This is a genomic window from Agrobacterium tumefaciens, assembly GCF_009649785.1.
Lineage (GTDB): Bacteria > Pseudomonadota > Alphaproteobacteria > Rhizobiales > Rhizobiaceae > Agrobacterium > Agrobacterium tumefaciens.
The window spans coordinates 15,995-42,113 of the sequence record NZ_WJOK01000002.1; the positions used below are offsets into that span (position 1 = coordinate 15,995).

25 protein-coding genes and 1 tRNA gene are annotated in these 26,119 nt (G+C 58.6%); 14 read left to right on the forward strand and 12 right to left on the reverse strand.

Annotated elements, in window-relative coordinates; all coding sequences use genetic code 11:
* From GH784_RS01945 to GH784_RS01955, 3 genes are all read left to right on the forward strand, one after another.
* Nucleotides 1–1,506, forward strand: a complete 1,506-nt coding sequence (locus GH784_RS01945) for a tripartite tricarboxylate transporter permease (RefSeq protein ID WP_013635241.1) — start codon at nucleotides 1–3, stop codon at nucleotides 1,504–1,506.
* Between the two features lie 153 nt (nucleotides 1,507–1,659).
* Nucleotides 1,660–1,872, forward strand: coding sequence for a SlyX family protein (locus GH784_RS01950; RefSeq protein WP_065703890.1), 213 nt, complete (start codon nucleotides 1,660–1,662; stop codon nucleotides 1,870–1,872).
* 14 nt (nucleotides 1,873–1,886) lie between these two features.
* Entirely contained in the window at nucleotides 1,887–2,438 is a 552-nt protein-coding gene (locus tag GH784_RS01955; RefSeq protein ID WP_025592051.1) for a DUF924 family protein, read from the forward strand.
* Between the two features lie 67 nt (nucleotides 2,439–2,505).
* Here GH784_RS01955 and dnaJ read toward each other — a convergent pair whose 3' ends face one another.
* From dnaJ to GH784_RS01970, 3 genes are all read right to left on the reverse strand, one after another.
* On the reverse strand, nucleotides 2,506–3,639 hold the full coding sequence (gene dnaJ, locus GH784_RS01960) for a molecular chaperone DnaJ (RefSeq protein ID WP_003514371.1): 1,134 nt from the start codon (nucleotides 3,637–3,639) through the stop codon (nucleotides 2,506–2,508).
* 90 nt (nucleotides 3,640–3,729) lie between these two features.
* Nucleotides 3,730–5,631 carry a molecular chaperone DnaK gene (dnaK, locus tag GH784_RS01965; RefSeq protein WP_003514373.1) on the reverse strand — a complete coding sequence of 634 codons (1,902 nt, stop codon included), beginning with the start codon at nucleotides 5,629–5,631 and terminating at the stop codon, nucleotides 3,730–3,732.
* A 287-nt stretch (nucleotides 5,632–5,918) separates the two neighbouring features.
* Nucleotides 5,919–6,008 (reverse strand) — tRNA-Ser (locus tag GH784_RS01970).
* Between the two features lie 220 nt (nucleotides 6,009–6,228).
* Here GH784_RS01970 and GH784_RS01975 point away from each other — a divergent pair.
* From GH784_RS01975 to deoA, 10 genes are all read left to right on the forward strand, one after another.
* Nucleotides 6,229–6,546: a hypothetical protein gene (locus GH784_RS01975; protein WP_013635245.1), complete on the forward strand. Its 318-nt coding sequence runs from the start codon at nucleotides 6,229–6,231 to the stop codon at nucleotides 6,544–6,546.
* 77 nt (nucleotides 6,547–6,623) lie between these two features.
* Nucleotides 6,624–7,274 (forward strand): peptide-methionine (S)-S-oxide reductase MsrA, encoded by a 651-nt coding sequence (msrA, locus tag GH784_RS01980; protein ID WP_019564547.1) that lies wholly within the window; start codon nucleotides 6,624–6,626, stop codon nucleotides 7,272–7,274.
* 214 nt (nucleotides 7,275–7,488) lie between these two features.
* Entirely contained in the window at nucleotides 7,489–8,481 is a 993-nt protein-coding gene (locus GH784_RS01985) for a BMP family lipoprotein (protein WP_003514392.1), read from the forward strand.
* An 83-nt stretch (nucleotides 8,482–8,564) separates the two neighbouring features.
* Nucleotides 8,565–10,070: an ABC transporter ATP-binding protein gene (locus GH784_RS01990; RefSeq protein ID WP_003514394.1), complete on the forward strand. Its 1,506-nt coding sequence runs from the start codon at nucleotides 8,565–8,567 to the stop codon at nucleotides 10,068–10,070.
* 7 nt (nucleotides 10,071–10,077) lie between these two features.
* Complete coding sequence (locus tag GH784_RS01995) at nucleotides 10,078–11,181, forward strand: ABC transporter permease (protein ID WP_003514397.1); 1,104 nt, start codon at nucleotides 10,078–10,080, stop codon at nucleotides 11,179–11,181.
* A 6-nt stretch (nucleotides 11,182–11,187) separates the two neighbouring features.
* The gene (locus tag GH784_RS02000; protein ID WP_003514401.1) at nucleotides 11,188–12,159 is read left to right on the forward strand and encodes an ABC transporter permease; all 972 of its coding nucleotides are present in this window, start codon (nucleotides 11,188–11,190) and stop codon (nucleotides 12,157–12,159) included.
* A 19-nt stretch (nucleotides 12,160–12,178) separates the two neighbouring features.
* On the forward strand, nucleotides 12,179–12,568 hold the full coding sequence (locus tag GH784_RS02005) for a cytidine deaminase (protein WP_019564546.1): 390 nt from the start codon (nucleotides 12,179–12,181) through the stop codon (nucleotides 12,566–12,568).
* Nucleotides 12,568–13,368: a purine-nucleoside phosphorylase gene (locus tag GH784_RS02010; RefSeq protein WP_003514406.1), complete on the forward strand. Its 801-nt coding sequence runs from the start codon at nucleotides 12,568–12,570 to the stop codon at nucleotides 13,366–13,368. The genes GH784_RS02005 and GH784_RS02010 overlap by 1 nt, the downstream gene beginning before the upstream one ends.
* Before the next feature lie 2 nt (nucleotides 13,369–13,370).
* Entirely contained in the window at nucleotides 13,371–14,144 is a 774-nt protein-coding gene (gene deoC / locus GH784_RS02015; RefSeq protein WP_003514408.1) for a deoxyribose-phosphate aldolase, read from the forward strand.
* The gene (deoA, locus tag GH784_RS02020) at nucleotides 14,141–15,457 is read left to right on the forward strand and encodes a thymidine phosphorylase (RefSeq protein WP_083211588.1); all 1,317 of its coding nucleotides are present in this window, start codon (nucleotides 14,141–14,143) and stop codon (nucleotides 15,455–15,457) included. Before deoC ends, deoA begins: the two co-directional genes overlap by 4 nt.
* On the opposite strand, the gene GH784_RS02025 is transcribed toward deoA, so the two are convergent.
* The 9 genes from GH784_RS02025 to cyoA all read right to left on the reverse strand — a co-directional run bounded on the left by GH784_RS02025 (nucleotide 15,450) and on the right by cyoA (nucleotide 24,301).
* Nucleotides 15,450–15,971, reverse strand: a complete 522-nt coding sequence (locus GH784_RS02025; protein ID WP_013635250.1) for a TIGR02281 family clan AA aspartic protease — start codon at nucleotides 15,969–15,971, stop codon at nucleotides 15,450–15,452. The genes deoA and GH784_RS02025 overlap by 8 nt on opposite strands.
* 134 nt (nucleotides 15,972–16,105) lie before the next feature.
* A complete protein-coding gene (gene upp / locus GH784_RS02030; RefSeq protein WP_003493096.1) occupies nucleotides 16,106–16,735 on the reverse strand; it encodes a uracil phosphoribosyltransferase in 630 nt (209 codons plus the stop codon).
* A gap of 96 nt (nucleotides 16,736–16,831) precedes the next feature.
* Nucleotides 16,832–17,809, reverse strand: a complete 978-nt coding sequence (locus GH784_RS02035) for an adenosine deaminase (RefSeq protein ID WP_013635251.1) — start codon at nucleotides 17,807–17,809, stop codon at nucleotides 16,832–16,834.
* The gene (locus tag GH784_RS02040) at nucleotides 17,806–19,026 is read right to left on the reverse strand and encodes a phosphopentomutase (protein ID WP_065703597.1); all 1,221 of its coding nucleotides are present in this window, start codon (nucleotides 19,024–19,026) and stop codon (nucleotides 17,806–17,808) included. The genes GH784_RS02035 and GH784_RS02040 overlap by 4 nt, the downstream gene beginning before the upstream one ends.
* 114 nt (nucleotides 19,027–19,140) lie before the next feature.
* Nucleotides 19,141–19,911, reverse strand: coding sequence for an SURF1 family protein (locus GH784_RS02045; protein ID WP_035251978.1), 771 nt, complete (start codon nucleotides 19,909–19,911; stop codon nucleotides 19,141–19,143).
* Nucleotides 19,912–20,120: 209 nt separating this feature from the next.
* Complete coding sequence (gene cyoD / locus GH784_RS02055; protein ID WP_003514416.1) at nucleotides 20,121–20,516, reverse strand: cytochrome o ubiquinol oxidase subunit IV; 396 nt, start codon at nucleotides 20,514–20,516, stop codon at nucleotides 20,121–20,123.
* A complete protein-coding gene (gene cyoC, locus GH784_RS02060; protein ID WP_003514417.1) occupies nucleotides 20,516–21,142 on the reverse strand; it encodes a cytochrome o ubiquinol oxidase subunit III in 627 nt (208 codons plus the stop codon). The genes cyoD and cyoC overlap by 1 nt, the downstream gene beginning before the upstream one ends.
* Nucleotides 21,143–21,147: 5 nt before the next feature.
* A complete protein-coding gene (gene cyoB, locus GH784_RS02065; protein ID WP_003514419.1) occupies nucleotides 21,148–23,151 on the reverse strand; it encodes a cytochrome o ubiquinol oxidase subunit I in 2,004 nt (667 codons plus the stop codon).
* Between the two features lie 76 nt (nucleotides 23,152–23,227).
* Nucleotides 23,228–24,301, reverse strand: a complete 1,074-nt coding sequence (gene cyoA / locus GH784_RS02070) for a ubiquinol oxidase subunit II (protein ID WP_065703599.1) — start codon at nucleotides 24,299–24,301, stop codon at nucleotides 23,228–23,230.
* A gap of 306 nt (nucleotides 24,302–24,607) precedes the next feature.
* Between cyoA and GH784_RS02075 the strand changes: the two genes are divergently transcribed.
* A complete protein-coding gene (locus tag GH784_RS02075) occupies nucleotides 24,608–25,936 on the forward strand; it encodes an MFS transporter (RefSeq protein ID WP_065703601.1) in 1,329 nt (442 codons plus the stop codon).
* Nucleotides 25,937–26,119: the final 183 nt, after the last annotated feature.

Genomic DNA, 26,119 nt, shown 5'->3' on the forward strand with positions numbered 1-26,119 from the left:
ATGGAATTGCTTGATAATCTTGCTCTCGGTTTCGTCACGGCCACGTCGCTGGCAAACCTGTTTTTCTGCCTGATTGGCGTGCTGCTCGGCACGCTGATTGGCGTGCTGCCGGGCATCGGCGCAACCGCAACCATCGCCATGCTGTTGCCTATCACCTTTCAGCTTGAGCCCGTCTCATCGCTCATCATGCTCGCAGGCATCTATTACGGCGCGCAATATGGCGGCTCCACCACGGCGATCCTCATCAACATGCCGGGGGAATCCTCATCCGCCGTTACCGCCATTGACGGCTACCAGATGGCGCGCAAGGGCAAGGCGGGTGCCGCACTTGCGATTGCCGCCATCGGCTCGTTTTTCGCCGGCACGGTTTCCACCTTTCTCGTGGCAGTCTTTGCACCGCCTTTGACGGCGATTGCGCTGGAATTCGGCGCGGCGGAATATTTCTCGCTGATGGTCGTCGGCCTTGTCTCATCCATCGCGCTTGCCCATGGTTCCATCGTCAAGGCGCTGGCCATGGTCGTGCTTGGCCTGCTGCTTGGTCTGGTCGGTACGGATATCTACAGCGGCGCGCCACGCTTCACTCTCGGCATCCGTGAATATGCCGATGGGCTGAATTTCGTTGCGGTGGCGGTGGGTGTATTCGGTATCGCCGAAATCCTGCGCAATCTCGAAAACGAGCGCACGCGCTCGGTGCTGATCGCCAAGGTCAGCAGCCTGATGCCGTCAAAGGAAGACTTCAAGGCCATGGTTGGCCCGGTGCTGCGCGGTACGGTCATCGGTTCGGCACTGGGCATCCTGCCCGGCGGCGGTGCAATTCTCGCTGCCTTCGCATCCTACACCGTCGAAAAACGCGTCTCCAAGCATCCTGAGGAGTTTGGACACGGTGCCGTCGCCGGTGTTGCCGGTCCGGAATCCGCCAATAATGCCGGTGCCCAGACCTCGTTCATCCCGCTTCTGACGCTCGGTATTCCCGCAAACCCGGTGATGGCGCTGATGATCGGTGCGATGATCATTCAGGGCATCGTGCCCGGTCCGAACGTTGCGACCGAGCAGCCGGCACTGTTCTGGGGCATCATCGCCTCGATGTGGATTGGCAATCTGATGCTCGTCATCCTCAACCTGCCCCTGATCGGGCTTTGGGTGAAGCTGCTGACGGTGCCTTATTACGTGCTTTTCCCCATCATCATGGCCTTCTGCGCCATCGGGGTTTACAGCGTCAATTCCAACGTCTTCGATCTCTACGCCGTCGCCTTCTTCGGCTTCATTGGCTATGTGCTCGTGAAGCTGCGGTGCGAGCCGGCGCCGCTGCTGCTGGGCTTCGTGCTTGGGCCGCTGCTGGAGGAAAACCTGCGACGCGCCATGATCCTGTCACGTGGCGATCCGACGACCTTCGTCACCCGACCGATCAGCGCTACCCTGCTGTTTATTGCTCTGGCGGTGCTGATCATCGTCTTCCTGCCCAGCGTGAAGAAAAAGCGCGAAGAGGTTTTCGTAGAAGAAGACTGAGCAGGTCTCGAAATATTCGTAACGCCGGTGATGGAAATGTCGCCGGCGTTTCTGCGTTGATGGGATCGCTGTGAGGAATCCGGTTCACCGAAGCGGCATATGGTTGACTTGAAGCTTTTTAGGGCCAAGGAAGGGCGAGAAAGAGAGGTCGATATGACGTCGGAAACCGAAAAACGGATCATTGCGCTTGAGGAAACGATCGCGCATCAGGCCAAGACTATAGAGGAACTGTCCGACCAGCTGACGGAACAGTGGAAGGTGGTGGAACAGACCCGCGCCAAGCTCGACCGGTTGACGGAAAGGTTCCTGAGCCTTGAGGAGCAGTCGCTGGACGCACCCGCAGTCACCCGGCCGCCGCATTATTGATTGAGGGAGACCCGATGAGGAGCGATACAGCCGCACTTGCCGCCGAAATTGTGGATTTCTGGACGAAGGCAGGACCGGACAAATGGTTCGACAAGGACGCCGCCTTCGACGATCACTTTCATGACCGTTTCCGCGATGCCCATTTTGCTGCTGCAAGGCGCGAATTGGATGGCTGGCTGGACGGTGCGGAAAGCAGCCTCGCGCTGATGCTTCTGCTGGATCAGTTCCCGCGTAACTGCTTTCGCGAGACAGCGCATATGTATGCGACCGATCCGCTGGCACGCATGTTCGCCAGCGAGGCCATCCATCGCGGCCACGATCAGGCGGTGACCGAGGATTTGCGGGTCTTTTTCTATCTGCCCTTTTCCCATTCGGAAAGCATCGAGGATCAGGAGCGTGCCTGCACGCTCAACCGGCCGCTTGGCGGGCTTTATCTCCACCATGCCGAAGAGCATCGCGATATCGTCGCGCGTTTTGGCCGCTTTCCGCATCGCAACGACATATTGCTGCGGGAAACGACGCCGGAGGAACGGCAATATCTTGATGCGGGTGGTTTTACTGGCTGATTTCAACGAAAAACGCCGCCAGTCCCGAAAGACGGCGGCGCTTTTTTTGGTGGGTAACGGCCGCAGATCAGCCGTCGAAGAATTCCTTCATCCGGGCAAAGAAGCCGGTCGATTCCGGATTATTCTCCTGGGACGAGAGTTGCTCGAACTCCTGCAACAGCTCGCGCTGGCGCTTGCTGAGCTTCTGCGGTGTCTCGATCTGGATCTGGATGTAGAGATCGCCAGTCTGCGCCGAACGCAGCACCGGCATGCCCTTACCCTTCAGGCGGAACTGCTTGCCTGGCTGGGTGCCTTCCGGAACCGTGACGCGAGACTTCGTGCCGTCGAGCGTCGTGACATCGAAGGTGCCGCCAAGAGCGGCCGTCGTCATGGAGATCGGCACGGTGCAATAGAGATCGGCACCGTCGCGCTGGAAGAACTCATGCGGACGCACGGACAGGAAGATGTAGAGATCGCCCGCCGGGCCGCCACGCATGCCGGCTTCGCCTTCGCCCTGTAGGCGAATGCGGGTGCCATCCTCGATACCCGAGGGAATGTTGACCGAAAGCGAACGCTCTTCCGTCACGCGGCCCTGGCCGTGGCACTTGCTGCACGGATCGGAAATCGTCTGTCCGCGCCCGTGGCAGGTGGGGCAGGTGCGTTCTACCGAGAAGAAGCCCTGGGCTGCGCGCACGCGGCCGGAACCCTGACAGGTGCCGCAGGTTTTGGGTTGCGTGCCGGGTTTTGCGCCGGAACCGGAACAGACATCGCAGGTTATCGAGGTTGGAACCCTGATCTGCGCCGTCTTGCCGGCAAAGGCTTCTTCCAGCGTGATTTCCATGTTGTAGCGAAGGTCGGCGCCGCGCTCGCGACCGCCGGAAGAGCGGCGTGCGCGTCCGCCGCCCATCATCTCGCCGAAGATGTCTTCGAAGATATCCGAGAAGCCGCCATTGGCGAAACCGCCGCCGCCCATACCACCGCCGCCCATGCCGCCATTTTCAAAGGCGGCGTGGCCAAAACGGTCATAGGCCGCGCGTTTTTGCGGGTCCTTCAGCGTTTCATAGGCTTCGTTGATTTCCTTGAACTTCCGTTCGGAATCAGCATCATCCGGGTTCTTGTCCGGATGGTATTTCATCGCGAGTTTGCGGAAGGCGCTTTTCAGCTCTTTTTCGTCCGCGGTCTTGCTGACGCCGAGTGTTTCGTAAAAGTCTGCTTTCGCCATTAAGATAACAAGCCTCGCAAATGGATTTCCGGCTGCACTTCGGCAGCCGGATGTCTTGCATGTATCGACAGGAGACGGGAAGTCACGCGATTATGCGGACTTCTTGTCGTCCTTGATTTCCTCATAGTCGGCGTCGACGACGTCGTCCTTGCCGCCCTCTCCGTTAGCGCCGGCTTCAGCCTGCTGCGCTTCGTAGATGGCCTGACCGAGCTTCATGGAAACTTCCATGAGGGTCTGGGTCTTTGCCTGAATGTCGTCGGCATCCGGTTCGGAAGCCTCAACGGCCGTCTTCAGGCTGGCAATGGCGTCTTCGATGGCCTTGCGGTCGGTTTCGGAAACCTTGTCGCCATATTCCTTCACCGATTTCTCGGTGGAGTGAACGAGGCTTTCGGCCTGGTTCTTGGCTTCGACACCCGCACGACGCTTCTTGTCGGCTTCGGCATTGGCTTCAGCGTCCTTGACCATCTTCTCGATGTCGGCGTCGGAAAGACCACCGGAAGCCTGGATACGGATCTGCTGTTCCTTGCCGGTGCCCTTGTCTTTCGCCGAAACCTGCACGATGCCGTTGGCGTCGATATCGAAGGTCACTTCGATCTGCGGAACGCCGCGGGGTGCCGGCGGCAGGCCGACGAGGTCGAACTGGCCGAGCAGCTTGTTATCCTGTGCCATTTCGCGCTCGCCCTGCGAGACACGGATCGTCACGGCCGACTGGCTGTCTTCGGCGGTCGAGAAGGTCTGGCTCTTCTTCGTCGGGATCGTCGTGTTGCGATCGATCAGACGGGTGAAGACGCCACCCAGCGTTTCGATGCCGAGCGACAGCGGCGTCACGTCGAGAAGCAGAACGTCCTTGACGTCGCCCTGCAGAACGCCGGCCTGAATGGCGGCGCCCATGGCAACCACTTCATCAGGATTCACGCCCTTGTGCGGCTCCTTACCGAACAGCTGCTTGACGACTTCCTGTACCTTCGGCATGCGGCTCATGCCACCAACGAGAACGACTTCATCGATCTCGGCAGCGGTAACGCCGGCATCCTTGAGGGCAGCCTTGCAAGGGGCGACGGTGCGCTGCACCAGATCGTCCACCAGGCTTTCGAACTTGGCGCGGGTCAGCTTCAGCGTCAGGTGCTTCGGACCGGAAGCATCAGCCGTAATGAACGGCAGGTTGATTTCGGTCTGCTGCGAGGACGAAAGTTCGATCTTGGCCTTTTCGGCAGCTTCCTTGAGGCGCTGCAGAGCGAGCTTGTCGTTCTTCAGGTCGATGCCCTGATCCTTCTTGAACTCGCCGGCCAGATATTCGACCAGACGCATGTCGAAGTCTTCACCGCCGAGGAAGGTATCGCCGTTGGTGGACTTCACTTCGAAAACGCCGTCGCCGATTTCCAGAACGGAAATATCGAAGGTGCCGCCGCCAAGGTCGTAAACGGCGATGGTCTTGCCGTCCTTCTTGTCGAGGCCGTAAGCGAGGGCTGCTGCCGTCGGCTCGTTTATGATGCGCAGGACGTCCAGACCGGCGATGCGGCCGGCATCCTTGGTGGCCTGGCGCTGGGCGTCGTTAAAGTATGCCGGAACGGTGATGACGGCCTTCTCGACCTTTTCGCCGAGATAGGATTCAGCCGTTTCCTTCATCTTCTGAAGGATCATCGCGGAAATCTGCGAAGGGGAATAGTTCTTGTCCTGAGCCTTCACCCATGCGTCGCCATTGTCGCCCTTGACGATTTCAAAGGGAACGAGAGCCTTGTCCTTTTCGACGGTCGGGTCTTCATAACGGCGACCGATGAGGCGCTTGACCGCAAACAGGGTGTTGGTCGGGTTGGTGACCGCCTGGCGCTTGGCCGGCTGGCCGACAAGGCGTTCGCCATCGTCGGAAAATGCCACCATGGATGGCGTAGTGCGCGCGCCTTCCGCGTTTTCAATAACTTTCGTGTCCTTGCCGTCCATCACTGCAACGCAGGAATTGGTTGTGCCAAGGTCGATACCGATTACTTTTGCCATGCTCTTCTCTCCTTGAAGCGAGCTGTCGGAACCCCGTGAGGCATTCCATGGACAACTCCTTGACTTGGATTTGCAGTATTCGCTGCTGTTATGCGGCGTATATAAGGAGCGATTTTTCCTGCTGCAAGGCGCAAGAGAGGGTGAAGCGCTGCAAAAAAGCGGATGAAACCCCTGTCTGTGCAGAAGCATAGCCATCAAGGCTTGCAGAAGGGCAAAAACGTGACTTTGACTGCCACGGTCATGGCGATGCGGAGGCGCGTTTATAAAGTCATTGAGGTGAGGTGAAATGGCGGACAGGGTGGGATTCGAACCCACGGTACGCTTTCACGCACACACGCGTTCCAGGCGTGCGCCTTAAACCACTCGGCCACCTGTCCTTTTTTCAAATCTGCATGTTTTGAGGAATGCAAATCACTGGAACGGCGCGATATATACCGATGAATTCGCTGGGATCAACACGAATCTGACAGTTTTTTGAATTGTCGGCAATTTCCTGCCTTCCGATGCGATTGCAAACCGGTTTTCCCGCCTTTATCGATGCAATATATCTTTCAAAACATGGCTGTCGAAACGACGGGCCGCAACCGAGGTATCCTGATGAAAGCTTTTTTGCGGTTTTTGAGCTTTCTTCTTCTCATTGCAGCTGTTTTTCTTGGCGTACTCGATTCGATCCGCTCGGTTTCCACATCCTCGGTCAATATCACCGGCATCCTGTCCGTCTGGAACTATCTTCTTCCTGCCTCGCGCACCATGGTGGAAACGGCCTTGGCTCACTATATTCACCCTGAAGCGTGGCGCTTCATTGAAAATGCCCTGTCGGGACTGCCGGCATTTGCTTTTTTCCTCGCGCTATCCCTGCTTTGCTGGATGGCCGGTTACAGGAAGCGCAAAGTGATGAGGCGTTCGTCAGTATGAATTTATCAACTGACAGCGCGCGCGCCCCGCAGATGTGAACCCTGAGAAGCGGCATAATCGGCCGCACGGAGGACCGAATGTTCCTGTTCGATACGCTTTCAAAAAAGACGACGATGCCGACCGAAGAGACGGCTTTGCCCGGCCGTGAAGAGGCGCTTGCCGTGCCCGAGACCCATTTCGTCAATGGTCGGCCCTTGAAGGGGCCTTATCCCGATGGTTTGGAAATCATCTATCTGGGTATGGGTTGCTTCTGGGGTGCGGAGCGCCTGTTCTGGCAGACGCCGGGTGTGTGGGTGACGGCGGTGGGTTATGCCGGCGGTTTTACCCGCAATCCCACCTATCAGGAGACGACGACGGGCCAGACGGGCCACGCCGAAGTGGTCAAGGTCGTCTACGATCCGGCCGTCATCTCGCTGTCAGGGCTGCTCAAGATATTCTTCGAGGAGCATGATCCGACGCAAGGCATGCGGCAGGGAAACGATGTCGGCACGACCTATCGTTCCGCCATCTATGCCAATACCGAAGGCCAGTTGCAGCAGGCGCAGAAGGCGCACGACGCTTTTCAGCAGGCTTTGGACGAGGCGGGGCATGGCCGCGCCATCACCACCGAAATTGGACCGCTTGAAACATTTTATTACGCGGAAGACTATCACCAGCAATATCTTGCCAAGAATCCGGGCGGCTACTGCGGGCTCAGGGGAACCGGCGTAAGCTGCAATATCGACTAGATTTTTTGCACGTTGCCCAGGTGGAAAGACCAAAAAAACGCCAGAATAAAGTTTTTCCACCGGGTCAAAAAAACCGGATGAATTTTTCATTGAGCCATGCAAGGATATGAGCCAAGCACAGCCGGGATAACGGCTGGCGGTTCCGCAGACATTCCCGGTCAACGGGTTTGCGGGAGGACCCTTAAAATATCAATTGCAACAACAGGGCTGCACAATGAAAAAATCCCTTCTGACGCTTTTTGCGCTCGCCGCCATGTCGGCTTCCGCGCTTGCTGCCGATATCAAGCCGGCATTGGTTTATGGTACGGGCGGCAAGTTCGACAAGTCGTTCAACGAAGCCGCCGCGGCTGGCGCTGAAAAGTTCAAGGCAGAAACGGGCATCGAGTTCCGCGATTTTGAACCGACCAGCGATACGCAGGGTGAGCAGGCTATCCGCAACTTCGCCAGCAAGGGCTTTAACCCGGTTGTTGCCGTGTCCTTCGCCTGGACGTCGGCCATGGAAAAGGTTGCAGCCGAATTCCCTGACACCAAGTTCGTCATCGTCGATTCCGTCGTCGAGCTGCCGAATGTCCGCTCGGTCGTCTACAAGGAGCACGAAGGCTCTTATCTCGTCGGTCTTCTGGCAGGCATGGCCTCCAAGACCGGTAAGGTCGGCTTCATCGGCGGCATGGATATTCCGCTGATCCGTAAATTCGCCTGTGGTTATGCGCAGGGCGCCAAGGCTGCCAACGACAAGATCGAAGTCTTCCAGAACATGACCGGCACCACGGGTGCGGCCTGGAACGATCCGGTGCGCGGTGGCGAACTGACCAAGAACCAGATCGACCAGGGCGCTGACGTGATCTACGCGGCAGCCGGTGCGACCGGTATCGGCGTGTTGCAGACCGCTGCCGACAACAAGAAATTCTCGATCGGCGTCGATTCCAACCAGAACCACCTGCACCCCGGCTCGGTTCTGACCTCGATGGTCAAGCGCGTCGATCTGGCCGTCTACAACGCCTACAAGGATGCCAAGGACGACAAGTTCACCCCCGGCATCGTTGCTCTCGGCGTCAAGGAAGACGGCGTTGCCTATGCTCTCGATGACAACAACAAGGCCCTGATCACGCCGGAAATGACCGCCGCCGTGGACAAGGCGAAGGCCGACATCATTGCCGGCACCATCAAGGTTCATGACTATATGGCGGACAATTCCTGCCCGAAATGATATGATATGTGTCTGGGGCGCATGGTGATTTTTCACCTTGCGCCCTTTTCATATCCAGCCTTCGGAGAGGTTTCGGTTTGAGTATGGACCCAGCAATCGAACTCGTGGGCATCGATAAAAAATTCGGTGCCGTTCACGCCAATAAGAATATCAACCTGACCGTTGCCAAGGGTACGATCCACGGCATCATCGGGGAAAACGGTGCCGGAAAATCGACCCTGATGTCGATCCTCTACGGTTTTTACCAGGCAGATGCCGGTGAAATCCGGGTAAACGGCGCGCCGGTATCGATCCGCGATAGCCAGGCTGCGATCAGTGCGGGCATCGGCATGGTGCATCAGCATTTCATGCTGGTGGAAAATTTCACCGTGCTGGAAAACGTCATGCTGGGCGCGGAAGGCGGCGCATCGCTTGCCAAGGGCAGGGCGGCTGCGCGCAAGGAGTTGAAGCGCCTTGAAGACGACTACGGGCTGGAAGTCGATCCGGATGCTGTGATCGAAGAACTGCCGGTCGGCCTGCAACAGCGCGTCGAAATCCTGAAAGCCATGTATCGTGGCGCCGAAATCCTGATCCTCGACGAGCCGACCGGCGTTCTCACGCCTGCGGAAGCCGATCATCTTTTCAAGATCCTCGGTGTCCTGCGTGAGCAGGGCAAAACCGTCATCCTCATCACCCACAAGCTGCGCGAGATCATGGCGATCACGGATTCCGTCTCCGTCATGCGCCGCGGCGAAATGGTGGCGACCCGCAAAACCTCCGAAACCAGCGTTGAGGAACTGGCCGAACTGATGGTCGGCCGTCGCGTGCTGCTACGGGTGGAAAAAGGCGAGACGACGCCGGGCGAGGTTCTCCTTTCCATCCGTAATCTGACCGTCAAGGACAGCCGCGGCGTCACCATGGTCGACGATGTCTCGCTGGATGTCCGCGCCGGTGAAATCGTCGGCATCGCCGGTGTGGCCGGCAATGGCCAGTCTGAGCTCCTCGAAGCGATCGCAGGCATCCGCAAGCCTTACTCGGGCGAGATATGGGTGGCCGGGCAGAAGGTTGATCGGCCCGATCCGTCCATTCTGCGCGAACTCGGTCTCGCACATATTCCGGAAGACCGGCACCATATGGGGCTGGTGCTGAAATTCGAGGAATATGAAAATTCCATCCTCGGCTATCACCATGACGAGCGTTACGGCAAAGGCCCTTTCCTCAACCCCGAGGCCATCCGCAAGGATGCGGTCGAAAAGATCGAGAAATACGATATCCGCCCGCCGAACCCGCAGCTGAAGACCGCCAATTTTTCCGGCGGCAACCAGCAGAAGATCGTCGTTGCCCGCGAAATCGAGCGTGACCCCAAGATGCTGATCATCGGCCAGCCGACCCGCGGTGTGGATATCGGCGCCATCGAATTCATCCATCGCCGCATCATCGAAATGCGCGATGCCGGCAAGGCGATCTTGCTGGTTTCGGTCGAACTCGATGAAATCCGTTCCCTTTCGGACCGGATCATGGTCATGTTCGCCGGGCGTGTCGTTGGAGAAAAAACGGCGGAAGCCGAAGAACAGACGCTGGGCCTGATGATGGCCGGCATCGCCGCATGAGGCATGAATGAGCACCGCTTCCGTACCCCTGCCAAACTGGATCACCTACGGCCTCCTGCCGTTTTTAAATGTAGTTACCGCATTTCTGATTTCCGGCCTCGTCGTCTGGTCGATCGGTGAAAATCCGCTCGCGGCGCTTCGCCTGCTCATCGAAGGGGCGCTAGGCCGTGGCGATGCCATCGGCTTCACGCTGTTTTATACGACGAGTTTCATCTTCACCGGCCTATCTGTGGCGGTCGCCTTCCATGCCGGTCTGTTCAACATCGGTTCTGAAGGCCAGGCCTATATTGGTGGATTGGGCGCGGCGTTGGTGGCGCTGGCGCTCGACCGTTATGTGCCGTGGTATGTGACGATGCCCTTCGCCATCATCGGCGCTGCGGTTTTCGGCGCGGCCTGGGCGTTTATTCCGGCATGGCTGCAGGCAAAACGCGGTAGCCACGTCGTCATAACCACCATCATGTTCAACTTCATCGCTGCGGCGTTGATGGTCTATCTGCTGGTGAACGTGCTGATCGTGCCGGGCAAGATGGCGCCGGAAACGCGCACCTTTCTGCCAGGTGGGCAATTGCCGAAGCTCGACTGGCTGATGGCGCTGTTCGGCCTGAAGCTCGGGCCGGCGCCGTTCAACGTCTCCTTCATCATCGCACTGGTCATGTGTTTTCTCGTCTGGGTGCTGATCTGGCGCACCAAGCTCGGTTATGAGATGCGCACGCTCGGCGTCAGCCCCTCGGCCGCCGTCTATGCCGGCATTCCCTATGCGCGCACCGTTATCATCGCCATGCTCATTTCCGGCGGTCTGGCAGGTATGATGGCGCTGAACCCGGTCATGGGAGCTTCCGCCCGCTTGCAGGTGGAATTTGTCGGCGGTGCGGGTTTCGTCGGCATCGCCGTGTCGCTGATGGGGCGAAGCCACCCGCTCGGCATCCTGTTTTCGGCGCTGCTGTTCGGCATTCTCTATCAGGGTGGTGCAGACCTCTCTTTCGAGATGCCGAATATTACTCGTGAGATGATCGTCGTCATCCAGGGTCTGGTTATCCTGTTTGCCGGCGCGCTCGAATACATGTACCGGCCGGCTATCGTCCGCATCTACCAGCGCTTGGCAAAGGGGTGAGCTGATATGGATTTCTTCGATATGCTGGTCAGCATTCTCGGCTCGACCGTCCGTCTCACCATCCCGCTTCTGTTCACGGCGCTTGCCGGGCTGTTTTCCGAACGCGCGGGCGTGTTCGATATCGGCCTTGAAGGCAAGATGCTGGCGGCAGCCTTTGCTTCGGCTTGTGTCGCCTATCTCACCGCAAATCCCTGGGCCGGCCTGCTTGCGGGCATTGCCGTCTCCATCCTGTTTTCGCTGATCCACGGCTTTGCCGTCATCACAAATCGCGGCAACCAGATCGTGTCGGGCGTGGCGCTCAACTTCATTGCCGCCGGTCTGACGGTGGTTCTGGGGCAGGCGTGGTTCGGGCAGGGCGGGCGCACGCCGCAATTGCCGGGCGAAGGCCGTTTCGCACCGATCATCCTGCCCGGTGCGGATGCGATGCGCGAAGTGCCTTTCATCGGCCCGCTCTACGCCAATGTCATTTCCGGCAACAATATCCTGACCTATCTCGCCTTTCTGGCGGTGCCGCTGTCCTGGTGGGTGCTTTACCGTACCCGTTTCGGCCTTCGCCTGCGCGCGGTGGGTGAAAATCCGGGCGCGGTCGATACGGCGGGCATTTCGGTGACATGGATGCGTTACCGCGCCGTCATCGTTGCCGGCTTCCTCTGCGGTTTCTCGGGCGCCTATCTCGCCGTTGCGCAATCGGCGGCCTTCATCGCCAACATGTCGGCCGGTAAGGGCTATATCGCACTCGCCGCGCTGATCTTCGCGAAATGGAAGCCGGTGCCGGTCATGTTCGCATGCCTGCTCTTCGGTTTCCTGGACGCTTTCGCCAACTTCATGCAGGGCAAATCCGTGCCGGGTATCGGTGAAGTGCCGGTGCAGATTTTCCAGGCCATGCCCTATATTCTGACCTGCATCCTGCTTGCCGGTTTCATCGGCGTCGCCAAGCCCCCCAAGGCCGGTGGCGTTGCCTATGCGAAGGAGCGTTAAATCCATGTCCCGTGAACCAATGTCCCATCAGTTGTTCGAGGCAGCGGTGGAGGCCATGGCCTTTGCCCATGCGCCCTATTCGAAATTCCCTGTCGGTGCGGCAATCCGCGCTGAAGACGGTAAGATCTACAAGGGCGCCAATATCGAGAACCTCTCCTTCCCTCAAGGCTGGTGCGCCGAGCCTTCGGCCATCAGCGCCATGATCATGGGTGGAGCAAAGAAGATAAGCGAGATCGCCGTCATCGCGGAAAAGCTTGCTCTTTGCCCGCCCTGCGGCGGCTGCCGGCAGAAGATCGCCGAATTCGCCTCGCCAGACACCAAGGTCTATCTCTGTGACGAAACCGGTGTTCAGAAGGTCATGACCATGGATGAACTTTTGCCCTTCAGCTTCAAGACCGAGCTGCCCTGATGCCGGATACGCTGATCGATATTCTGGTGGAGCGTCTGAATGGCCTGATGCCGCGCATCGCCATCGTGCTGGGCTCAGGCCTGGGGTCGCTGGTGGACGAGGTCAGCGATGCGATCCGCGTGCCTTATGCCGAACTTCCCGGTTTCCCTGCAAGCGGCGTTTCTGGCCATGCGGGCGAGTTGGTGGCCGGATATCTCGGTGGCGAGCCGGTAATGATGCTGTCCGGCCGGGTGCACTATTACGAAAAAGGCGATCCGGCCGCCATGCGCGCGGTCATTGAGGCGCTCGCCGGTCTTGGCGTGCAGTCGCTCATCCTCACCAATTCCGCAGGCTCGGTCAGGCAGGACATACCGCCCGGCTCGGTCATGCAGATCACCGATCATATTAATTATTCCGGCATGAACCCGCTGATTGGCGAAGAGAGCGACAACCGCTTCGTCGGCATGACAACGGCTTATGATCCGGACCTGATGCTCGCCATGCGTAATGCCGCGATCCGCGCGACGGTGCCCTTGTTCGGCGGCGTCTACATGTGGTTTTCCGGCCCGAGCTTCGAAACGCCGGCGGAAATCCGCATGGCGCGGCTGCTGGGTGCGGATGCCGTCGGCATGTCCACCGTGCCGGAAGTCATCCTCGCCCGCTTTTTCGGGATGCGCGTTGCCGCCGCATCGGTTATTACCAATTACGGTGCCGGCATGACTGGCGCTGAACTGAGCCATGAGGAAACCAAGGACATGGCCCCGGTGGGCGGCAAGAGGCTTGCCGCCATCTTGAAAGAAATGATCGCAGGAGGAGCGTGACCATGGAACTCCAGCGTCCGCGCGAAGCGGCTGCCCTGACACTATCCTTGCTGGACCTGACCAACCTCAAGGAAGACTGCACGCCCGAGCAGATTGCTGCTTTGTGCCAGAGGGCTCATACCGAATACGGCAATACCGCCGCGATCTGCATCTGGCCGCGTTTCGTCGCCCAGGCACGTGCCGCTTTCGGAAAAGACCATGCGATCCGTATCGCCACGGTCGTCAATTTTCCTTCGGGCGATCTGGATGTTGCGACCGTGGTGGCGGAGACCGAGGCGGCTATCCGCGACGGTGCCGACGAAATCGATCTGGTCATCCCCTATCGTAAGTTCATAGCAGGCGATGAAACGGCTGTTTCCGAGATGGTGGCTGCCGTACGCAAGGTCTGTGTCGCACCCGTTCTTCTCAAGGTCATTCTTGAAACCGGCGAGCTGAAGGACAAGGCTCTCATTCGTCGTGCTTCCGAACTCGCCATTGCCGAAGGTGCCGATTTCATCAAGACCTCAACAGGTAAGGTCGCCATCAACGCCACGCTGGAAGCCGCCGATATCATGTTGCAGGCGATCCGCGACAGCAGGCAGAAGGTGGGCTTCAAGCCTGCCGGCGGTGTCGGCACGGTGGAAGACGCCACGCTTTATCTGCGGCTGGCGGAAACAATCATGGCGCCGGACTGGGCCATGCCGTCCACGTTCCGCTTCGGCGCTTCCGGCGTTCTCGATGATGTCCTGAACGTGCTGGCCGGCGGCGAACCGGCCAAGGCCGCCAGCGGGTATTGAGCTTGATCCCGCAGGAAATCATCCGCCGCAAACGTGATGGCCTGTCTCTTGCGCCGCAGGAGATTGCCGCTTTCATCGAGGCGCTGTCCAAGGACGGCATATCGGAAGGCCAGGCCGCTGCCTTTGCCATGGCGGTGTTTTTCCGGGGTATGAACCGCGACGAGATGGTGGCGCTGACACTCGCCATGCGCGACAGCGGTGATGTCCTGTCCTGGAACGATATTGGCAGGCCGGTGGCGGACAAGCACTCGACCGGCGGCGTCGGCGACAACGTCTCCCTGATGCTCGCCCCGATCGTTGCCGCCTGCGGTCTTGCGGTGCCGATGATTTCCGGCAGGGGTCTTGGCCATACCGGCGGCACGCTCGACAAGCTGGAAGCGATCCCCGGTTACGATGTGATGCCGGACGAAGCCCTGTTCCGCCGGACGGTCAAGACGGTCGGCTGTGCCATCATCGGCCAGACGGGCGATCTCGCCCCCGCAGACAAGCGCCTCTATGCTATCAGGGACGTGACCGCGACGGTGGATTCCATCCCGTTGATCACCGCCTCCATTCTGTCTAAGAAGCTTGCGGCCGGGCTTCAGACGCTGGTTCTGGATGTGAAGGTCGGCAACGGCGCTTTCATGCAGAGTGTGGAGGATGCCCGTAATCTCGCCCTCGCGCTGGTCGATGTGGCAAATGGCGCGGGCTTGCCGACGACGGCTCTTATAACCGACATGAACCAGCCGCTTGGCGATGCCGCAGGCAATGCGGTAGAAATCGTCAATTGCCTGGACTTTCTGGCTGGCCGTAAGGCGGGAACACGTCTCGAAAAGGTGGTTCTTGCCTTTGCTGCGGAAATGCTGGTGCAAGCGGGCAGCGCGGCCACTCTGGATGAAGGCGAGGCGCTGGCTGAGGCCGCCCTTTCCTCCGGGCGTGCCATGGGAGTCTTTGCGAAAATGGTCGCAGCACTTGGCGGGCCTGCGGACTTTGTCGATCATCCATCGCGTTACCTGCCATCGGCGCCGGTCGTTCTCCCGGTTTCGGCTGAGCGCAGCGGCTGGCTGGCATCCTGTGCGACGCGCGATCTCGGCATGGTCGTTGTCGAGCTTGGCGGCGGCAGAAGAATGCCGTCAGACAAGATTGACCCTTCGGTCGGGATCTCCGATATCCTGCCGCTCGGCACAAAAGTGGAAAAAGGCGAACCAATCGCCTGCGTCCATGCGGCCTCTAAGCAAGAAGCGGAACTTGCCGTCAAAAGGATTACGGCCTGCTATGGGGTTGCTGACACTGCGATGGAAACCAGCACTGTGGTCCTCGAGCGAATTACCTGACCAGCCTCATTTCGCCACCCGATACCTTGAATGACGATAGTTGTTTCAGGAAGCTCATGCCAACAAGCATGTTGCTCAACGCATTATCTTTCAGCACCATGGCGTCGACATTCTGAACGCGGATCGTGCCGATTTCCACCCGGTCGAGCTTCAGATAGGCCGCCATGGTCTGGCCGTTGGCGGTTGAGATCGGATATTTGAAATCGAGGCTGTTGACGCCGAAACCGAGCCGCCGGGCGATCGTCTCATTGATGGCAACCATGGAGGCGCCGGTATCGACAAGCCCGTCGAAAGATTTGCCGTTGATACGGAAAGCGGCGTTGAAGTGGCCGCGTGCGTCCGCTTTCAGATTGACGCCACCAAGCGAAACGGGCTCCGGTTTGACGGCTTCCGATTTGACTTCGGCTTTTTCCACCTTGGCTTCCGGGCGCGGCTGAAATTTTTCCACCAGCGCCGGAATCTGCGTGGCGCTGACCGAAAGACCGATAAGCAGAAAAATCGTACGCGCCAGCAAGTCGTCGCTCCTGAGAAGGCAGGGTTATCCCTATGCAGAATAGACGCAAAACGTGCTGAAATCTTAAAAGAAAAAGCCATTCGCCGCTTGTTGGTCGGCGAATGGCTCAAACGGTTAAGCGATGATGAACGGTGTTATTTCGTGCCGTACATGCGGTCGCCGGCATCGCCGAGGCCGGGAACGATATAACCCTTTTCATTCAGCTGCTTGTCGATTGCGGCAGTATAGATCGGCACATCGGGATGCGCTTCACGGAAATTCTTGATGCCTTCGGGTGCAGCCAGCAGACACAGGAAGCGGATGTTCTTCGCGCCCCGCTCTTTCAGCTTTTCAACCGCAGCGATGGAGGAATTGCCGGTCGCCAGCATTGGATCGACGACGATGATAAGGCGGGCATCGAGGCTTTCAGGAGCCTTGAAGTAATATTCGACCGCCTCCAGCGTATCGTGATCGCGATACACGCCGATATGCGCAACACGCGCCGAAGGCACGAGCTCGAGCATGCCTTCCAGAAGGCCGTTGCCGGCACGCAGGATGGAGGCGAAAACCAGCTTCTTGCCCTCCAGCACCGGAGCCTCGATGGTTTCGAGCGGCGTATCGATGGTTTCCATCGTCATTTCAAGGTCGCGCGTCACTTCATAGCAGAGCAGCGTCGAGATTTCCCTGAGCAGGCGGCGGAAGCCGGCTGTCGAGGTTTCCTTCTTGCGCATGATGGTAAGTTTGTGCCGCACCAGCGGATGTTCGATGACTGTGACGCCGTCCATGAAACTGGCCTTCCTTTTTTATCCTGTGCCCCTGTAATTCACCGAAAGCAGGCTTTTCGCAAGCCTTCTTCGCGGTTTTACCCCGCCAACCGATGCCTAGTGGCTATCGAGTTTCGCAAGCAGCCGGGCGCGTGTGACTTCATCCACAAAGGCGCTTTCCAGTGCGGTTCGGGTCATGCGGTTAATCTCGGCATCGCTGAAACCGAAAGCATCCGCAGCCAGCGCATATTCCCGGGCAAGCGAGGTAAAGAAGAATGGCGGATCGTCGGAACTGATGCAGACGCGCACCCCGGCATCGCGCAACGCCCTCAGCGGATGGCTGCCGAAATCGGGATAAACGTTGAGCGCGATATTTGATCCGGGGCAGACCTCAAGCACTGTTCCCGCCTCAACCAGCCGGGCGACGAGAGCGGCGTCTTCGATGGCGCGCACGCCATGCCCGATGCGCGACGGCTTTACGAGGTCGAGCGCATCGACGACGCTTTCCGGTCCGCAGACCTCACCCGCATGGATGGTCAGCCCAAGGCCGGCATCGCGGGCAATGTCGAAGGCGCGTGCGTAATCGGCGACGCGGCCCATGCGCTCCTCGCCCGCCATGTTGAAACCGGTCACCAGCGGGTGTTTCGTCCGTGCTGCATATTCAGCCGCCGCGATGACCCGTTCAGGACCGAAATGCCGCTCGCCGGTCACGATGATGCGGGTTTCGATACCGGTCTTTTCTTTCGCGATCCGGATGCCCTCGGCGATACCGGAGAGATAGGCGTCAGCGCCGAGCCCGATGCGGTCGCCATGATCGGGCGAGATGATGAGCTCGCTATAGATCGTATTGGCCTCGGCAAGTTCGGTCAGATAGGTTTGCGTCAGAACCGCATAGTCCTCATCGGTCTTGAACACCTGCGCCACCGCATCGTAGCACTGGATGAATTGCGCAAAATCCGACCAGACGTACTGGCCGTCGCGCAGAAAGCTACTGGTGTCTATGCCGTATTTCTCGGCCTGTTTTGCGACGAGGGCAGGGGGTGCCGCACCTTCCAGGTGGCAGTGAATTTCCGCTTTAAGCAAATGCGATGTCAAATGAAGCTCCTGCCGTGCGAACCGGCCTCGATACCTAGATGGTGGGCGATGCTTTCGCCGATGTCGGCGTAGCTTGAACGAATGCCGACATCGCGGGAGCGGATGCCCGGCCCGAATGCCATGATCGGGACTCTTTCCCGTGTATGGTCCGTGCCCCGCCATGTGGGATCGCAACCATGGTCAGCGGTAAGAATGGCGATGTCGCCCGGCGCCATTTTGCGATGGATTTCCGGAATGCGCGCATCGAAGGCTTCAAGCGCCGCCGCATAACCGGCAACATCGCGTCGATGGCCGTAGAGCATGTCGAAATCGACGAAATTGGTGAAGACAAGATCGCCGTTTTCGGCTTCGTCAATAGCGTGCAGCGTTGCATCCATCAGGGCGCTGTTGCCATTTGCCTTGATGACGCGCGAGACACCCTTGTGGGCATAGATATCGCCGATCTTGCCGATCGCGTGCACTTTCCTGCCAGCCTCCACAAGGCGGTCGAGCAATGTCTGTTCGGGCGGCGGAACTGAGAAGTCGCGGCGGTTGCCGGTGCGTTCGAAGGTTGCGACCGTCTCGCCGATGAAGGGACGGGCAATGACACGGCCGATATTCAGCGGATCGAGCAGCTTGCGCACCGTCTCGCAGAGCGTGACGAGCCGCTGCAATCCGAAATGGGCCTCGTGCGCGGCGATCTGGAACACGGAATCGGATGAGGTGTAGCAGATCGGCTTGCCGCTCCTGATATGCTCTTCGCCAAACTCCGCGATGATCTCGGTGCCGGAAGCGTGGCAATTGCCGAGAATGCCTGGAATATCCGCTTGCGTGCAGATGGCTTCCACCAGTTCGGGAGAAAAGGCGTCGCCTTCTGTCGGGAAGTAGCCCCAGTCGAAGGTGACGGGCGTGCCCGCGATCTCCCAATGGCCTGAGGGCGTATCCTTGCCCTTCGATATTTCGCTAGCGGAGCCATGCAGGCCGAAAATACGCTCCGGCGGCTCCATGCCGGCGGGAATGTCGCCGCTTGCTTGTCGTGCAATCTCCAGAAGACCAAGCGAAGACATGTTGGGCAGCTTCAGCGGACCCGCCCGAAGGCCCGGCCTGTCGGCAGCACCTGCCGCGCAGAATTCGGCGATATGACCGAGCGTATTGGCGCCGAGGTCGCCATAATGCTCCGCGTCAGGCGCACCGCCGACACCGAAGGAATCCAGAACGAGAAGAAATGCTCTTGCCATAACTCACCGAAACGAAAATGCGCCGACGGGCAATGTCAGGCCGAACTGTCGTTATAGATCAGCAAAACGTGAAGAAGGAAGTGATTTTATGAACCATCCGGTAAAACCGGCTGTTCAATCCTCTTCCCGTTTCGATTTCGGCGCGTTGAGATTGCGCAGCACGTACCATCCAGCGGCAATTACCATGGCCGCCAGAATGTACCATGTGATGGCGTAGGACAGGTGGTTGTTGGGGAAGGTGAGCATGGTCTTGCCGCCGACCGGTAGGCCACCCGGATTGGGCGTCGCATCGGCATCGACATAAAAGGGCGCCACGCCGGAAAGGCCGGATGCCTGCGATATCTGCGGGATATTGCGGGAGTACCAGCGCCGATTTGCCGGATCGTTGGTTCGAAGGAAAAGCCCGCCGGTTTCTGGCGCGCGCATCAGCCCGACGATCTCGACCTGCCCGGTTGGTTCCCCTTCGCGGCGCGAGGATGGATCGCGTTTGTCGGAAGGCACGAAGCCACGATTGACGATGATATTCGATCCGTCATCGCGTCTCAGCGGCGTCATCACCCAGTAGCCGGGCCCGAGATCACTGACCGTATAGACCTGGACCTCCTTGTCGTTGAGGAAGGTGCCTGACAGTTTTACGCGGCGATATTCATACTCTGCGGGATCGGCAAGGGCCGGCCATTCGCTGGCTGCCGGTGCATCCACAGGTGCGGCATGGGCGCGAGCTTCGACGCGTTCGATGAGATCGAGCTTCCAGAAGAGGCGTTGAACCTGCCATGTTCCAAGCGCCAGCAGGAAGCCTGTCAGTACAATAGTCAGAAGCAGGACGACGATTGCTGCGGGGCGGATGCGTCGCGTGTGCGGGGCGGTTGTCGACGGATCGGTCATGGTTTCACAGTCCTTGCAAGGCCATGCGGTTTGCTGCGGCAACACTGTCGGCTGTCGGCTGTCGGCTGTCGGCTGTCGGCATCCGGGTCTTCCAGCAAATAACCCCATAAATCGCGCCGACGATTCATGGGGTTATGCGCTGCGGGGGTCGTGTGCTGGCGCAGAAAGCGGCCCGCCGGAAATCCGGCAGGCCGTTGATCTATGGCTGCTCAGGGCAGGTTTTTCACATCCTCGATGTGCAGCGGCATCATGTTCTTGTTCATGTTGTACATGACCCAGAGTGAGCCGGAGAGCGTGATCAGCAGCACCACGACGGTGAAGATCAGCGCCATGAAGGTCCAGCCGCCTTCGGACTTGGTGTCCATGTGCAGGAAGTAGATCATGTGCACGAAGATCTGGATGACGCCGAGACCCATGATCGCGATGACCAGCAGCGTCTTGTTTTCAAGAACGTCGCCCATGACCAGCCAGAACGGGATCGCCGTCAGGATGACCGACAGGACGAAGCCGATCATATAGCTTTTGAACGTGCCGTGGCTGGCGCCATCATGGTGATGATGGTCGTCGCCATGCGCGTCGTGGTGTGCGTGTGCTTCGGAACTCATCAAAGAACTCCCATGAGATAAACGAAGGAGAAGACGCCGATCCAGATGACGTCAAGGAAGTGCCAGAACATCGACAGGCACATCAGGCGACGCTTGTTTGCGGCGATCAGACCATGTTTTGCGACCTGGAACATCAGTGTGACGAGCCAGATCACGCCGAAGGTGACGTGCAGACCGTGCGTTCCAACCAGCGCGAAGAAGGCGGAAAGGAACGCTGAACGCTGTGGACCTGCACCTTCTTCGATCAGATGATGGAACTCGTAAAGTTCCACCGCGAGGAAGGCGAGACCGAAGAGACCGGTGATGCCGAGCCAGATCAGCGTCGTCTTCACCTTCTGCTTTTCCATTTCCAGCATGGCGAAGCCATAGGTGATGGAAGAGAAAAGCAGGAAGGCCGTGTTGATCGCCACAAGCTTCAGATCGAACAGATCTGCGCCCGAAGGGCCGGCCGCGTAGTTGCGGCCGACAACGGCATAGGTGGCAAACAGCGTTGCGAAGATGAGGCAGTCGCTCATCAGATAGAGCCAGAAGCCCAGCGAGGTGCCGTTCTCCGGATGGTGGTCTTCCTTGAGGTAGAAGACCGGTGTTTCCGCGCCCGCGGCGCTTTGTGCAGGTGTATGAGCCATATTCGTTACGCCTGTTCCGCAAGCAGCTTCGTACGTTCCGCCTCGACTGTCGAAACATCGGAGGCAGGAATGTAGTATTCGCGGTTGTAGTTGAAGGTATGGGCGATCGAGACCGCGATGATTGCGAGCATGGACAGAGCCGCCAGCCACCAGATGTGCCACACCAAGGCAAAGCCAAGCACGACGCTGATGGCGCTGATGATTACGCCCGCACCGGTGTTCTTCGGCATATGGATCGGTATGAAGCCTTCCTTGGGACGGTCGTAACCGCGCTTCTTCATATCCGCCCAGGCGTCGACGTCATGCACAACCGGCGTGAAAGCGAAGTTGTAGGCAGGCGGAGGCGACGAGGTCGACCACTCCAGCGTACGCCCATGATAGGGATCGCCGGTCACGTCACGGAGCTGATCGCGCTTCAAGAAGCTGACGATGAGCTGGATGACGAAGGAAGCGATGCCGAGCGCGATCAGGAAGGCGCCGAAGGCTGCGATCAGGAACCAGATCTGGAGCGAATTGTCTTCGAACTGGCTGATACGGCGGGTCACACCCATCAGGCCGAGAATGTAGAGCGGCATGAAGGCGAAGTAGAAGCCGATGAACCAGAACCAGAAGGACAGCTTGCCCCAGAACGGATCCAGGCGGTAGCCGAAGGCCTTCGGGAACCAGTAAACGATACCCGCAAGCACACCGAACACCACGCCACCGATGATGGTGTTGTGGAAGTGGGCGATGAGGAACAGCGAGTTGTGGAGCACGAAGTCCGCCGGCGGAACAGCGAGAAGAACGCCGGTCATGCCGCCGATGACGAAGGTGATCATGAAACCGATCGTCCACAGCATCGGAACGTCGAACTTGATGCGGCCCTTGTACATGGTGAAGAGCCAGTTGAAGATCTTCGCACCGGTCGGGATCGATATGATCATCGTGGTGATGCCGAAGAAAGCGTTGACGCTTGCGCCGGAACCCATGGTGAAGAAGTGGTGCAGCCAAACGATGTAGGCGAGGATGGTGATGACACCCGTCGCATAGACCATCGAGGCATAACCGAAAAGACGCTTGTTGGAGAAGGTCGAGACGATTTCCGAGAAGACGCCGAAGGCCGGCAGCACCAGGATGTAAACTTCGGGATGGCCCCAGATCCAGATGAGGTTGACATACATCATCGGGTTGCCGCCGAGATCGTTGGTGAAGAAATTCGTGCCAACGTAACGGTCAAGGGTCAGAAGGGCGAGCGTGCCGGTGAGGATCGGGAAGGATGCCACGATCAGGATGTTCGAACACAGCGACGTCCAGACGAAGATCGGCAGGCGCATCATGGTCATGCCAGGTGCGCGCATCTTGATGATCGTGACGATCAGGTTGATACCAGAGAGCGTCGTGCCCACACCGGCGATCTGCAGACCCCAGATGTAATAATCCACACCCACGCCCGGACTTCCGTCGATGCCGGAAAGCGGCGGATAGGCAAGCCAGCCAGTCTGCGCATATTCACCGATGAATAGCGAGATCATGGTGATGACGGCGCCGGCCGTGGTCATCCAGAACGAGAAGTTGTTGAGGAAGGGGAACGAAACGTCGCGGGCGCCGATTTGCAGCGGCACGACGAAGTTCATGAGACCGGTGATCATCGGCATGGCCATGAAGAAGATCATGATGACGCCATGGGCCGTGAAAATCTGGTCGTAATGGTGCGGCGGAAGATAGCCTTCCGATCCACCAGAGGCGATCGCCTGCTGGACGCGCATCATGATGGCATCTGCGAAACCGCGCAGCAGCATGACGAGTGCCAGAATGATGTACATGATACCGATCTTCTTGTGATCGATGCTCGTGAACCATTCATTCCAGAGATAACCCCACAGCCGGAAATAGGTGAGGGCGCCGACGACGGCGATGCCGCCCAGAGCCACTGCCGCGAAGGTCGCGACGAGAATGGGCTCGTGAAGCGGGATGGACTCCCATGTCAGCTTCCCGAACAGGAATGACGTTTGATCGGAATTGACGATCATTTTTAGCCTCTTGCGATTCTAAGACATAAGATCGGCGCAGCCATTGGCCGCGCCGCATAATGCCGGGACTTATCCGTCAGCCAGCGACTTGTTTCGTTTCCGGCAGCGCCGCGGGTTCGAAAGTCAGTCCTTCGATCGCAGCCGGAGTGGATTGGGGTCCGCTGGCGACACCGTAAGGTGAAAGCGGTGTACAGACGACGGAGTTCAGCGCCTTGGCGATATCGATGCCTTCCTTGCCGCCGCCGCCCTTGGCGTCGATATGCATCATGTCACGCATGCAGAGCTTGTTGGGCTCGACGCAGCGGTTGAGGATGGCATCGTAAAGCTGCGGATCGACGGAGGCGAAATATTGCACCGGCTCACGTTCCGAGGGCTTGGCAAAGTCGAGATATTCCTGGCGACCGAAGCCTTTGCCGCCATCCTTGATCTTCGCAACCCACTGATCGAAGCCCTGTTGGCTGAGACCATGGAACTTGAAGCGCATATGCGAGAAGCCAGGGCCGGAGAAGTTGGCCGAGAAGCCGTCATAAACGCCTTCCTTGTTGATGACCGCGTGCAGCTTGGTCTGCATGCCACCCATGGCATAGATCTGGCCGGCGAGTGCCGGAACGAAGAACGAATTCATCGCGGTCGTGCCGGTGATCTTGAAGTTGATCGGAACATCGACCGGAGCTGCAAATTCATTGACGCTGCCAATGCCGAGCTCGGGGTAGAAGAACAGCCACTTCCAGTCCATGGCCACCACTTCCACCGTAAGCGGCTTGGTTTCGGCGGTAACCTGACGGTTTTCGTCGATACGCTCCAGCGGGCGGTAGGGGTCGAGACGGTGGGTGGAAATCCAGGTCACCGTGCCTAGCATCAGGATGATGGCGACCGGGGCGGACCAGATCACCATTTCAAGGCGCGTCGAGTGATGCCATTCGGGATCGTAATCCTCGGCCTTCGCCGATTCGCGATACTTCCATGCGAAGAACAGCGTCAGGGCGATAACCGGGACGATGATGAGCAGCATCAGAACCGTGGACGTGATGATGAGGTCGCGCTGCTGGATGGCGACGTCGCCCGAAGGGTTCATCACCACGAGGTTACAGCCGCTAAGCAGCAGCAGTGCCGGGATTGCCAGAAGGGCAGATGTGATTTTCTTGATCATGCGCACGTTCTTTGAACTCGTACAGTTTGGATTATGCCGCGATTAATTGCCGAACATCATTTTTGAAATGAGGTATATTGTCGCGGTGCAGCGAAACCTTCGCGATGCACCATAGGCTTAGCGGAGCCGCGTTTGAAGGCGGAGCGGCTGCATTATCGCATAGGGAGCTTGCGGGGCAAGCCTTTCTTATCAAACTTCAATTGACGTTACGTAGGGTGCGTGTGACAATCCGTCGCATCGTAACGCTAAGGAAGAGGAGCCGGCGCGTTACAGGAAATGGTTCGTCCATGACGCAGGAGGGATATTATGAGTTATACTGATGCTGCTCCATCTTTTGGGCAGGCGCCGGAAGCGAAGGGACATGGGACCGATCCGGTCAAGGTCGATCCGGATCGCATTACAATTGCTGTCATTCTTGCGAGAATGACGGAGTTTTTCGACTTTTTCATCTACGCCATCGCCTCCGCGCTCGTTTTTCCGCATGTCTTCTTTTCCTTCGTCGATCCGCTGACGGCGACGCTTTATTCCTTTGCGGTCTTCTCGCTGGCCTTCATCGCAAGGCCGATCGGTTCATTGATCTTCCTCCAGATCGACCGAAAGTTCGGCCGTGCCGTCAAGCTGATGGCGGCCCTGTTCACGCTTTGCGGTTCCACCATGGCGATCAGCTTTCTTCCGTCTTATGCGGAGGCCGGCATGCTTGCCCCCTGTCTTCTGGCGGTATTCCGTATCGGTCAGGGACTTGGTCTTGGCGGTGCCTGGGATGGTCTTGTCTCGCTCCTCGCCATGAACGCACCGCCTAAGCAGCGCGGCTGGTACGCCATGATGCCGCAAATTGGTGCGGCGATGGGCTTTGGTCTTGCCAGCGCATTCTTCATCGTGTTCGTGACGCAGCTCTCCAGCGCGGAATTCCTGGCCTGGGGCTGGCGTTTCCCGTTCTTCGTTGCACTGGCGCTCAATGTTGTCGCGCTCTTTGCCCGCCTGCGCATGATTGTCACGCCGGAATTCCAGTCCATGCTTGCACAGCATGAGCTGGAGCCGCGCCCCGTGTTCAAGATGCTGCGCTCGCAGTTTCCGGTCGTGCTGACGGGCGCTTTCGTGCCGCTGGCAAGCTTCGCGCTGTTCCATCTCGTCACGGTCTTCCCGCTGAGCTGGGTTTCCCTCAATACCACCCAGCGGGTTTCGGACTTTCTGTTCGTGCAATTCGTCAGCGCCATCATCGCCGGCGGCATGATCGTCGTTTCTGGTATTCTCGCCGACAAAATCGGCCGGCGGAAGCTGCTGGCTTTCGCCGCAGTGCTGATCGGTCTTTTCAGCCTCGTGGCGCCGCTCCTGCTGAGTTCGGGCGATATAGGGCGTTATCTTTTCGTCTTGGTCGGCTTTGCATTGCTTGGCCTGTCCTTCGGCCAGGCGGGCGGTGCGCTCGCCTCCCGCTTCAGCCGCGAATACCGTTATACCGGCGCTTCGCTCACCTCGGATATTTCCTGGCTGATCGGCGCTGGTTTTGCACCGCTCGTGGCGCTCGGATTTTCGTCCAAATTCGGACTGTTTGCGGTCGGCATTTACCTGATGTCAGGTGCAGTCTGTACACTGGTCGCACTGTGGTTCAGCCGAACGCTGGACATGCCCTCGGAGTGAACAGGGCAATATAAACATCTCTGCAGCCATCGCGCCGCGGAATCCTGTCGGATTTCGCGGCGTTTTTGTTTTTTTATTGCGTGGGACCGATTTTAATCTTGACTCGGCCCATCATGAAATATTATGTAAGCAATACTGACATAATTCAATGTGTCTCACTGCCGGAAATGCCGGCCATCAGGG